At 37.5% G+C, this 10972-nt stretch carries 11 protein-coding genes; 2 read left to right on the forward strand and 9 right to left on the reverse strand.

The window, feature by feature from the left end; genetic code table 11:
* Positions 1–167: 167 nt before the first annotated feature.
* Complete coding sequence (vrrA, locus tag ACNSTQ_RS02615) at positions 168–971, forward strand: VrrA/YqfQ family protein (protein WP_418198296.1); 804 nt, start codon at positions 168–170, stop codon at positions 969–971.
* Between the two features lie 80 nt (positions 972–1051).
* Positions 1052–2005, forward strand: coding sequence for a 4-hydroxy-3-methylbut-2-enyl diphosphate reductase (locus ACNSTQ_RS02620; protein ID WP_418198297.1), 954 nt, complete (start codon positions 1052–1054; stop codon positions 2003–2005).
* Between the two features lie 150 nt (positions 2006–2155).
* Here ACNSTQ_RS02620 and ACNSTQ_RS02625 read toward each other — a convergent pair whose 3' ends face one another.
* The 9 genes from ACNSTQ_RS02625 to ACNSTQ_RS02665 form a co-directional block, all read right to left on the reverse strand.
* Positions 2156–3277, reverse strand: coding sequence for a Nif3-like dinuclear metal center hexameric protein (locus ACNSTQ_RS02625; RefSeq protein ID WP_418198298.1), 1122 nt, complete (start codon positions 3275–3277; stop codon positions 2156–2158).
* Positions 3274–3984, reverse strand: a complete 711-nt coding sequence (locus ACNSTQ_RS02630) for a tRNA (adenine(22)-N(1))-methyltransferase (protein ID WP_418198299.1) — start codon at positions 3982–3984, stop codon at positions 3274–3276. Before ACNSTQ_RS02630 ends, ACNSTQ_RS02625 begins: the two co-directional genes overlap by 4 nt.
* 190 nt (positions 3985–4174) lie before the next feature.
* A complete protein-coding gene (locus tag ACNSTQ_RS02635) occupies positions 4175–4549 on the reverse strand; it encodes a c-type cytochrome (RefSeq protein ID WP_418198300.1) in 375 nt (124 codons plus the stop codon).
* Between the two features lie 202 nt (positions 4550–4751).
* On the reverse strand, positions 4752–5297 hold the full coding sequence (locus ACNSTQ_RS02640) for a hypothetical protein (protein WP_418198301.1): 546 nt from the start codon (positions 5295–5297) through the stop codon (positions 4752–4754).
* 100 nt (positions 5298–5397) lie between these two features.
* The gene (gene rpoD / locus ACNSTQ_RS02645) at positions 5398–6516 is read right to left on the reverse strand and encodes an RNA polymerase sigma factor RpoD (RefSeq protein ID WP_418198302.1); all 1119 of its coding nucleotides are present in this window, start codon (positions 6514–6516) and stop codon (positions 5398–5400) included.
* A gap of 70 nt (positions 6517–6586) precedes the next feature.
* On the reverse strand, positions 6587–8398 hold the full coding sequence (gene dnaG, locus ACNSTQ_RS02650; RefSeq protein WP_418198303.1) for a DNA primase: 1812 nt from the start codon (positions 8396–8398) through the stop codon (positions 6587–6589).
* A gap of 17 nt (positions 8399–8415) precedes the next feature.
* The gene (locus ACNSTQ_RS02655) at positions 8416–8862 is read right to left on the reverse strand and encodes a YaiI/YqxD family protein (RefSeq protein WP_418198304.1); all 447 of its coding nucleotides are present in this window, start codon (positions 8860–8862) and stop codon (positions 8416–8418) included.
* Positions 8863–9316: 454 nt separating this feature from the next.
* Entirely contained in the window at positions 9317–10132 is an 816-nt protein-coding gene (locus ACNSTQ_RS02660; protein WP_418198305.1) for a pyruvate, water dikinase regulatory protein, read from the reverse strand.
* A 33-nt stretch (positions 10133–10165) separates the two neighbouring features.
* Positions 10166–10789 carry a helix-turn-helix transcriptional regulator gene (locus ACNSTQ_RS02665; protein WP_418198306.1) on the reverse strand — a complete coding sequence of 208 codons (624 nt, stop codon included), beginning with the start codon at positions 10787–10789 and terminating at the stop codon, positions 10166–10168.
* Positions 10790–10972 lie beyond the last annotated feature (183 nt).

Genomic DNA, 10972 nt, shown 5'->3' on the forward strand with positions numbered 1-10972 from the left:
ACTTTATAAAGGTTTTTATTCTATGCAATTGTTTATTCTACCAAAAACAGAATGTAAAAGCGAATTTGTCATTATATTACTGTGAACATAATCGCAATTGCACCAAACGTTCTATCGTGCATATACCTAATCATAGAGAATGAATTTTGCACGAAAGGATGAAAATGATGGTTTTTCCTTACCAACAACAAATGATGATGCCACCGCCACCATCCCCAGGCCCTTTCAACGTTCCATTTCTAAATCAACCCCCAACGTCCGCTCCAGGTATGTTTGGCATGCCCACTGGAGCAATACGACCTACTGGCGGTGGAGGTCTGTTAGCACGTCTATTTGGTAGAGGAGCTGCTGGCGGTTTAGGTTCAGGCATGATGCCAGGTGCTGGTGGTTTAGGTTCAAGTATGGCACCAGGTGCTGGTGGAGGTTTGTTCAGTGGTATGGGCAGTAGTATAGGTCCTGGTTTAGGAGCTACTGCTGCTGGACCTGGAGCTTTAGCGAGTGGTATGGGTGCTGCTGGTACTGGCGCGATGGGTGGAGGCATGAACTTAATGGGTATACTCAATAACGCTCAACGTGTTATGGGTGTCGTACAACAAGTAACACCTATGATCCAGCAATATGGTCCACTCCTAAAAAGCATGCCACAACTATACCAAATTCTAAAAAGCAATTCAGATGGTGAAGAAAACACCGAGACAGCGAATAGTGATACCACAGACCATTCAGAAATTGAAACAAATACCACTGATAAAGAAGAGACGATCAGCACAGATGAACATACAAGTTCAGAAAAAAAAGTAAAACCAAATTTGAAGGTAACAGAAAGTAAAAAAGTGAAGCCTGGTAAAAAAACTAAAGATACTAAAAAAATAAATTCTTTATCCAACAAAAAAACGACTGTTACAAAGAAGGCTTCCTCCACTAAAAAGTCAACTCACGGAAATATACCTGCCCCTAAAATGTATATCTAAGCGCTCGAAGTGAATTCATTGTATAAGGTACAGTCCTCCTTTATAATGTAATATAGTATGTTACTAATAGGAGGCCAAGCATGAAAGTATTAAAAATATCACCGCGAGGCTATTGTTATGGTGTAGTTGATGCAATGGTTCTTGCCAGACAAGCCGCCCAAAACCTTGATTTACCTCGCCCAATATATATATTAGGAATGATCGTTCATAATAAACACGTTACAGATGCCTTTGAAGAGGAAGGAATCATTTCATTAGACGGACCGAATCGTTTAGATATTATAAAACAAGTCGATAAAGGTACCGTCATTTTTACGGCTCATGGCGTATCCCCAGAAGTTCGTAAGCTCGCAAAAGAAAAAGGGCTAACCGTTGTTGATGCAACTTGTCCTGACGTATCTAGAACCCATGATCTTATTTTAGAGAAGAAAGCAGAAGGGTACGATGTGATTTACGTAGGCAAAAAAGGTCATCCAGAACCTGAAGGAGCTATTGGTGTAGCACCTGATATCGTTCATTTAGTTGAATCAACACAAGATGTAGAAAAACTTCAGTTAAGCAAGGAAAAAATCATTATTACCAATCAAACGACAATGAGCCAATGGGATGTTGCAGATATTATGAACCATGCACTAAAAAAATATCCTCATGCGGAAGTTCATAATGAAATTTGTTTAGCGACTCAAGTAAGGCAGGAGGCTGTTGCAGAACAAGCGAAGCAAGCTGACCTAGTTATCGTTGTCGGTGATCCAAAAAGTAATAATTCGAATCGTCTAGCACAAGTTTCCGAACAAATTGCAGGGACAAAAGCATATCGTATTTCTGATTTAACTGAATTAAAGCTAAAGTGGTTAGAGGGCGTTAATATAGTAGGTGTTACTTCAGGTGCTTCAACTCCAACTCCTATAACTAAAGAAGTGATTGAATTCCTAGAAAAGTATAACCCTGAAGATGAAGCGACATGGGGGAAAGAACGTAAAGTTACATTGCAGAAGATCTTACCAAAAGTAAAAGCTAAAAAAGATTCCAAATAAATGATAAAGCACTTTCTAGAACTTTGAGAAAAGAGCATATAAAAGATGCAGTTGGATCTTAATAGAGATCACAACTGCATCTTTTTTTAGTATTCGAAAGTCTTACTTCAGATGTTTCAATCTGATTGTCCGTCACTTTTTAGCACTAAATTAAATGAATGTAAAAGGGTCTGTATTTATTTTACTGACAATGACCTCGGTTTGATAATTTTGATTTGATAATTGCCCTGTCAGGTACTTTTGAACGCCTTGTTTCATAATTTTTTCTACATTATGACCCGGATCAACGATATTAAGGCCATCCATCATCGCATCGTGAGCAACATGATAATAGACATCTCCTGTAACAAATACATCAGCCCCTTTAAATAAAGCTTGGGACATGTACTTGTTACCATCACCGCCGAGAACAGCAACCTTTTTCACTGTTGCATCAAATTTTCCTACAACTCTAGCACCCTTCACTTCAAAAGCTTGCTTAACATGATGAGCAAACTGTTCTAGTGTCATTGCTTCTTCAAGAATTCCAATACGCCCTAATCCAAGTAATTCTCCTTTGTTGTCAAGTGGATAAACATCATAAGCAGGCTCTTCATACGGATGAGCTTTGATCAAAGCAGCAATGACCTTATTTTGCAGATGAGCAGGAATAACCGTTTCAACTTTAACTTCTTCCACTTTTTCTAATTTTCCTTGTTCACCAATAAACGGATTCGTCCCTTCTAATGGGGTAAAGGTACCTGTTCCTTCACTATTAAACGTACAGTGACTGTAATTACCGATATGACCAGCTCCTGCATTACCTAAAGCTATGCGAACTTGATCTACGTGACTTTTTGGAACGAACACGACAACTTTTTTTAAGGCCACTTCAGTCGTGGGTGAGAGTACCTCAGTATTCTTTAATCCCAAAGCATCGGCCATCATGTCATTTACCCCACCCTTAGTCACATCTAAATTGGTATGAGCAGCGTAAATCGTAATATTATGCTTAATGGCTTTTTCTATAATGCGCCCCGCTGGACGGCTCGTATCAATATTTTTTAATGGTCTAAAAATAAGTGGATGGTGGGCAATTATTAAATCTACACCCGCTTCTATTGCTTCATCCATGACTTCTTCAAGGACATCTAATGCAATCATTACTTTCTGAATGGGTTTATTTAACGTCCCAACCATTAAGCCATTCTTATCACCTTCTACGGCAAGCGATTTAGGGGACCAACTTTCAAATAACTGGATCACTGTTTGTCCATTTGCAAGTTTACTCATGTTGCAACAACCTCCTCCACTATTGAAATAAGTTGTATTAATTCTTCTTTTTTGGCTTTCACTTCTTCTGTTTCTTTCGCTTGTTCAAATTGTAGCAAAATTCGCTTCCAACTTTGTATTTCACTTTCCCATTTTTTAATAAAAGCTGAATTTTTTTCTTGCATTAAAAAAGGACCTAGGAGTAATTCAAGCTCCCTATTCTCACTGTATGGCTCATCGGCATTTCCTCTTTCGACTACTAGGACTTCATATATTTTTTCGTCTTCTTCTAAAACGACTTCTTTAATTAATTCCCACCCATTCGTTAGTAACCATTTTCGAATGCGATCTGCCATCACATTGGGCTGAAGAATTAGTCGCTTTACTCCTACAAGCTTATCGCGGCCAGCTTCTAAAATATCAGTAATGAGAGCCCCTCCCATACCTGCAATAATGATGTGATCGACTTCACTAGGAGATACTACTTCAAGTCCATTTCCTTTCCGAACATGAACTTTATCAGCTATCCCTAATTTCTCCACTTGCGATAATGCAGATTGATAAGGACCTTCATTCACCTCACCTGCAACCGCAAAGCTAATTCGACCATTCACACATAAATAAGAAGGGAGGTATGCATGATCTGAGCCAATATCAGCAATCCTCGATCCTTCAATTACAAAGTTAGCTACCGTTTCCAGCCGCTTTGACAATTTTGTTTCATTCATTTTCTCACCACATTTATGTAAACTTTGCTTTAATCATACCTATATTTAATGGCAATGTGCAACTATGAAAAGCGGAAGGTTGATGGATCGAAGCGACCTCGAGCCGATAGCACCTAAAGTTAGACTATGAAAAGCGGAAGGCAAATAAAAAAAGAGGGGCCAATATCCCCTCTTTCCTCACATATACATATTACTCAGAAATGTGTAGTAAGTATGTAGCAATTGCTTCTGCTTCAGCAGGCTTTAGATTGTTCATCGCAGGCATATTTACACCTTCATATTGCCCAAAAATAATTTGTACAATTTCTTCTTCAGTGAACTTACCTTCTAAAGCATTAATTGCAGGATTGCTAGCTAATCCTTGTAGATCTTGTCCATGACAACTTAAACAGCTTCGCTGTGTTAGCTCTTCACCAGCTGCAATTGGATCATCGAATACGATTTCCTCTTCGGCTTCCCCTTCATCCGCTTGACTAGCTAATAAGCCTTGGAATGATAGTGCCACCATTAGAAGAATCCCTGCTATTGCAATTACTGCAAAAGGAAATAACGGTCTACCTTTCACGATCTTGTCCCCCTTTACACTATAATAATGACATATAAATAACCAAAAGTGAATCCATTTGAATTCCCTCTACCATTTTACTTGAAAACAGGTAAAGAGAAAAGAGTTAACTGAAGAATTGCTTATTTTGTCATTGTTTTCTATTGCCTTTATCCATTTTAACAAAAATCAAAAAAAAATAAACTTTTAATTTCTTATGTCCTTAATAGAATGCGTAAAAAGCAATACTGAGTATTATTCCAGCGATGCCACCAATCATAAAAGGCTTCAATTTCATTTTGAAACCAATGAACAACCAAGCAAAACAGTTCAGTAAAATAACTAACATCATAGCGATTCGATGGCCAGGTAAAATTTGTTCCACCACTTGGGCTAAAAGTAATAAAAGAACGATTGCCGCCATTAAAAAATAAAGATAGGCTAATTGAGGAAGCTTATTTCGTGTTTTTTTAGCAATTTTTAAAATGAGAAACCCACATAATAACCCAAATGCCATTTGCAATAAAAATGGAAAATCAGTAAAATAAATGACAACAACAATAAACAATAATAAAAATTGAACGATAAAAAAGGTAGACATAGACTTCACGTCCATACTAGAGCGCGACTCTTCTTCTACCTTTAAATGTTCTTCTTCTCCTTCCGAATAAAGGGTAAGCAGAAAATTACAATATTGTTCGGGAAGAAGTCTTGTTTGTTTCCAATATTTGATTTCTTTAATGATGATTTCTTTCCGCTCTTGGTTCATCCATTCTCCTCCTGAAGGTTCGCTATATTTATTATCGTACGAAAGAGCGAGAAGTTAAAGCAAAAAAAGCTGACTCCTGAGAGCCAGCTTGAAATATAATTTAATCTAAAAAATCTTTAAGTCGCTTACTACGACTTGGGTGTCTTAACTTTCTTAATGCTTTCGCTTCAATTTGACGAATTCTCTCGCGTGTTACACCGAATACTTTACCTACTTCCTCAAGTGTTCGAGTTCTACCGTCATCTAGACCAAAGCGAAGGCGTAAGACATTCTCTTCTCGGTCGGTTAGTGTATCTAGTACGTCCTCTAGCTGCTCTTTTAATAACTCGTAAGCTGCAGCATCTGAAGGAGCTAGTGCATCTTGGTCTTCAATGAAGTCACCAAGGTGAGAGTCATCTTCTTCACCAATTGGTGTTTCTAAAGAAACTGGCTCTTGAGCAATTTTAAGGATTTCTCTTACTTTTTCAGGCGTTAAATCCATTTCTTCCGATACTTCTTCAGGAGTCGGTTCACGTCCTAAATCTTGAAGTAACTGACGCTGTACACGAATTAATTTATTAATCGTTTCGACCATATGGACCGGAATACGAATCGTACGAGCTTGGTCTGCAATCGCGCGAGTAATCGCCTGGCGGATCCACCATGTCGCATACGTACTAAACTTATACCCTTTACGATAATCAAATTTTTCAACCGCCTTGATTAAACCCATATTTCCTTCTTGGATTAAATCGAGGAATAACATTCCACGCCCAACATATCGCTTAGCAATACTAACAACGAGTCGAAGGTTCGCTTCAGCTAAACGACGTTTAGCTTCCTCGTCACCTTCTTCAATTTTTTTCGCTAAGTTAATTTCTTCTTCGGCAGAAAGAAGTGGAACACGGCCGATTTCTTTTAAGTACATACGTACTGGATCGTTAATTTTAATTCCAGGAGGAACACTTAAGTCATTTAAATCAAATTCCTCTTCTTCTTTTACCATTTGCTGCATATTAGGTACATCATCATTATCATTTAATATCTCAATACCTTGCTCACCTAAGTACTCGAAAAACTCATCAATTTGATCCGAGTCTTGGTCAAATACCGCCAGCTTCTCTGTAATTTCTGCGTATGTTAATACTCCTCTTTTTTTACCTAGCTCAACTAGTTGTTCTTTCACTTGATCGATGGTTAAATCTCCATCCGCGAGTGGGCGTAATGGTTTCTCAGCCATTCGATCCCCTCCTTCCATTGATACAACACGTCAACTCTCATTAGATGAATGATCATCTCTCTAGCAGGTGCTATCGTTTTAAATCTTTTTTCATTTGTATGATTTCCATGGCTATCTGAGCAGCCATTAAAACATCATTGCGTTTTTCAGCTTCTTTTTTTTCTTTCTCTTTTTGTTCTATTTCTACCCATTTTGGATAGGTTTCAATCTTTTTAATGTAATCCTCTAATTCTTGGTCGGTTAAATCCTCTCTTATATCAAGCATTGCAACTTCTGTAGCAACCCTTCTCAGCTTCTCATCATTAAGTCTCTCAATAAACAAGCTTGGGTTTGGCTCATACCCTTCACCATAATAAGCAAATAGGTGCGCAACAATCGCATGATATTCATCTATGTTAAAAGCCCCACCCACTTTTTCTTGAATGGTAGCAGCTATTTCAGCATTTTTCATCATATGAGCTAAAAGAATTCTTTCAGCATTGTGAAAAGCAGGAAGTAACTTTTTCTGTTCAAATCCTCGTTTTTTCACTTCAACGAAAGAACGAACATTCGATTGCTTTTGTTGGCCTCCCTTACTCCGCCGTTCTCGATACATTCTAAATTGTTCTTGCTTTAATGCATCCAATGATAACGAAAATTCACTAGCAATTTGTCTTAAATAGTGATCTCTTTCTACTGCGCGAGGAAGATCAGATATTTCATTAAGTACTTCTTCGATATACCTCATCCTTTCTCCTTCATCGAGAAGGTTTTTCCCTCGCCTTAGATACTGCATTTTAAACGACATTAGTGTTAGACTAGTTTCAATAATATCCCGCTTAAATTGCTCTCCACCATTAAGCCTAATATAATCATCAGGGTCTTGCCCTTCTGGTAACAAACCTACCTTCACATAACAACCTGCCTGAACCAGGATCGAAGCCGCTCTTGAAGTAGCCTGAATGCCTGCTTCATCCGAGTCATAACAAAGAATTACGGTTTCTGCATTTCTCCGAATAATTTTTGCTTGTTCCTCCGTAAGTGCAGTTCCTAATGTTGCAATTCCATTTAAGACTCCTGCTCCCCATGCTGATATCACATCAACATATCCCTCAAAGAGAACGGCTTGATTTAATTTTCTGATGGTCGGGCGAGCTAAATGGATGCCATAAAGAGTACGACTTTTATTAAAAAGGACAGTTTCTGGACTATTTAAATATTTTGGTTTCCCATCATCAATAATGCGACCACCAAAAGCGATAACATTTCCTTGTCCGTCCCAAATGGGGAACATAACTCGATTGCGAAACTTATCAAATACTTTACCATCAAATTCACGAAGAGAAAGTAATCCTGCATTCTCTAAAGCCTTAAAATTAAATCCTCGTTTTTCTAACAGGCTCGTTAAGCTATCCCAATGATTTGGAGCAAAGCCTAGTTGAAATGTATCAATCATTTCCTTTGTAAAGCCTCGTTGTTCCAAATACTCTAGTCCTGGAGCGCCCATGTCTGTTTTAAGTAAGATGTGATGATAAAATTTCATCGCGAGTTCATGTGCAGCCTCTATCACAGACTGTTCATTTGATTTTTTCGGATCAGTACTTATACTCGGGAGTTCAACATTAGCTTTCTTTCCAAGTTTGGCTACAGATTCAACAAACGACAGTCCCTCTAATTCCATAACAAAAGAGAAAACATTTCCTCCAGCGCCACATCCAAAGCAGTGATACAGTTGTTTGTCTGGTGAGACTGAGAAAGAAGGCGTCTTTTCACCATGGAAGGGACAAAGACCAATGTAATTTCTTCCTTGTTTTTTTAACTGAACATATTCGTTTATCACTTCAACAATATCTGCTGATTTACGAACCTCTTCAATCTTTTCTTCCGGGATGCGGTAGCCCATCACTCATCACCAATCTTTTACATTTCATTTGGATTACCTGTCCGGTTACTATGTTTTCGACCTTTTTCGGCAAATTCCTTCTTTAGTTTTAATATTTTTCTCAAATTTGCACAAAAATGTTCGCGATCCGATGTTGTAAATGCTTTTGGCCCTTTTGTCTTGTTTCCAGACCTCCTTTGTTTTTGAGACCAATGTCTTAGTTGAAGGATCGTTATCATTTCATCTTCTGAGAATATTTTCCCACGGTGCGATAAAACTGATAATCCCCGCCCTACTAAAATGGAAGCGAGAGCATGATCTTGTGTAATAACAACATCATTTCTCTTCGCATGATTCATAATAAATAAATCCGCTGCTTCTTTGTCTGAGTCAACACGAACAATTTTGGCTTGCTCACTATGAATATCGTGTGAGTATGAGGACACAAACACAACCTCCACATTAAAACGTTTTGCAATCTCCAAAATTTCCTATTTAACTGGACAAGAGTCAGCATCAACATATACAGATGATTCCGTTAACATGGTCTCTATTTCTACATCTCCTAAGAAAATCCTTCTAAAATGTTATTTAGAAATGAAATTTGTCGACAAATACCTAACAATAACTATCATTACCAAAAAACACAGAAAAAGTCTTGACTTTTTCAATTTATTTGTTCTTTTTTTGTTTTATGCTAAATCTTGCTGTTTTTTTCTCACAAATTTTCATTATAATAATTATTTCTAAATTTGACTACTATCATGCTTAAAAAATTTTTCCTAATAGAAAAGCTATGTTAAATAATACTGTGGATATCCGTTGATTTTGGGCTCAGCGTGTGAAATTAACATTACTCTTTAACAGCACTAATAGAAAAGAATAGGACCTGACGTAATTTTTCATGTAAAAACAAAATAGAGGCTGACTATTCAGCCTCTATTTGCCTTGGAACATGTTGGATATAAGGTTTGCTGTTTCCTCTACCGCTTTACTTGAAACATCAATAACTGTACAACCGATCCGATTCATAATTTTCTCGGCGTACTCGAGTTCTTGTTTAATTCGTTCCATATTTGCATAATTTGCTTCCGCTTTTAAACCAAGAGCCTTTAACCGCTCAGTTCGTATATCATTCAACTTATCTGCATTAATAATAAGTCCTATACACTTTTTAGGTGATACTTTAAAAAGTTCTTCAGGTGGTTCCACTTCAGGAACTAATGGAACATTAGCCACTTTAAAACGTTTATGAGCTAAATACTGCGATAGTGGTGTTTTCGACGTTCTAGAAACCCCGACTAGAATGATGTCTGCTCGAACGATTCCTCTTGGGTCCCGTCCATCATCATATTTGACGGCAAATTCAATTGCTTCCACTTTACGAAAATAGTCTTCATCGAGTCTATATACCAATCCAGGTTCATAGCGAGGTTCTTTATGAGTTAATGTTCCGATCTTTTCCATCATCGGACCAATAATATCAACAACCTCTACCTGTGCTGCTCGGGCTTGTTCAATCAAATATTCCTTTACTTCTGGAATGACTAATGTAAATGCAATAATCGCTTGTGCTTGCTGCGCTAGACCAATCACTTCATCAATTGTACTTTTATCATCAACATATGGAATTCTTCTCACTTCGACACCGGATCCACTATATTGACTCGCTGCTGCGCGTACAACTAATTCAGCTGTTTCACCTACAGAATCCGATACAACATAAACAATCGGGCGATGGTTAAATACCTCCATTACTACCTCCTCATTGACCAACAAACAACCTAATTAAATTAAGTCATCGTTTGCTAAGTCCACTAACACTTTCGTAATGTTCGTTTTTGTTAATCTACCAATTACTTCCAGTCCTGATCCTTTATCAAACTCACGGACTACTGGTAAGGCATCAATTTGTTTGTCTATTAACTTATTCGCCACTTCAATAATTAAATCATCTTTTTGACACATTGTAATATTAGGCATTCTCGTCATAATAATGTTAACAGGCATTGTTTCAATTTTTTGACTACCGATACTTGCTCGCAGTAAATCTTTACGAGAAAGAACTCCCATTAATGATGAGTTTTGGTCAACAACAAATAACGTGCCAACATCTTCTAAAAACATCGTAACGATAGCATCATAGACTGAAGCAGATTCATTCACTACAACAGGTATCGATTGATACTGTTGTACTGTTATTTTTTTAACTTTTTCTGTTAGCAATTGTGAACCTGTTTTTCCAGTATAAAAATATCCTACTCTCGGTCGTGCATCTAAAAACCCTGCCATCGTTAAAATCGCTAAATCTGGTCTTAATGTAGCTCTTGTTAAATTTAACCTTTCTGCGATTTGTTCTCCAGTAATTGGCCCATTGCTTTTAACAATATCTATAATCTGCTCTTGTCTCACAGTTAATTCGATTGTACTTCACCGCCTTCACAACACAAAATGTGTTATGCTTTTTATTCTATTATTATATACTAATACAATGAATTATGGAATATGCGGCTCCTATTTTAGCTCATTAATATTTACTATAAGTAATAGGCTGACTTCAACCTTTATTATACCGTTTGAGTCAGCCTTAGAATG

Source organism: Alkalihalobacterium sp. APHAB7 (genome assembly GCF_048323755.1).
In the GTDB taxonomy this organism is placed as follows: Bacteria; Bacillota; Bacilli; order Bacillales; family Bacillaceae_F; genus Alkalihalobacterium.

What these genes read in the sequence shown, in the direction of transcription:
- vrrA (WP_418198296.1), top strand. Translation starts at nt 168, where the DNA reads ATGGTTTTTCCTTACCAACAACAAATGATGATGCCACCGCCACCATCC.
- ACNSTQ_RS02620 (WP_418198297.1), top strand. Translation starts at nt 1,052, where the DNA reads ATGAAAGTATTAAAAATATCACCGCGAGGCTATTGTTATGGTGTAGTT.
- ACNSTQ_RS02625 (WP_418198298.1), bottom strand. Translation starts at nt 3,277, where the DNA reads ATGAGTAAACTTGCAAATGGACAAACAGTGATCCAGTTATTTGAAAGT.
- ACNSTQ_RS02630 (WP_418198299.1), bottom strand. Translation starts at nt 3,984, where the DNA reads ATGAATGAAACAAAATTGTCAAAGCGGCTGGAAACGGTAGCTAACTTT.
- ACNSTQ_RS02640 (WP_418198301.1), bottom strand. Translation starts at nt 5,297, where the DNA reads ATGAACCAAGAGCGGAAAGAAATCATCATTAAAGAAATCAAATATTGG.
- rpoD (WP_418198302.1), bottom strand. Translation starts at nt 6,516, where the DNA reads ATGGCTGAGAAACCATTACGCCCACTCGCGGATGGAGATTTAACCATC.
- dnaG (WP_418198303.1), bottom strand. Translation starts at nt 8,398, where the DNA reads ATGGGCTACCGCATCCCGGAAGAAAAGATTGAAGAGGTTCGTAAATCA.
- ACNSTQ_RS02660 (WP_418198305.1), bottom strand. Translation starts at nt 10,132, where the DNA reads ATGGAGGTATTTAACCATCGCCCGATTGTTTATGTTGTATCGGATTCT.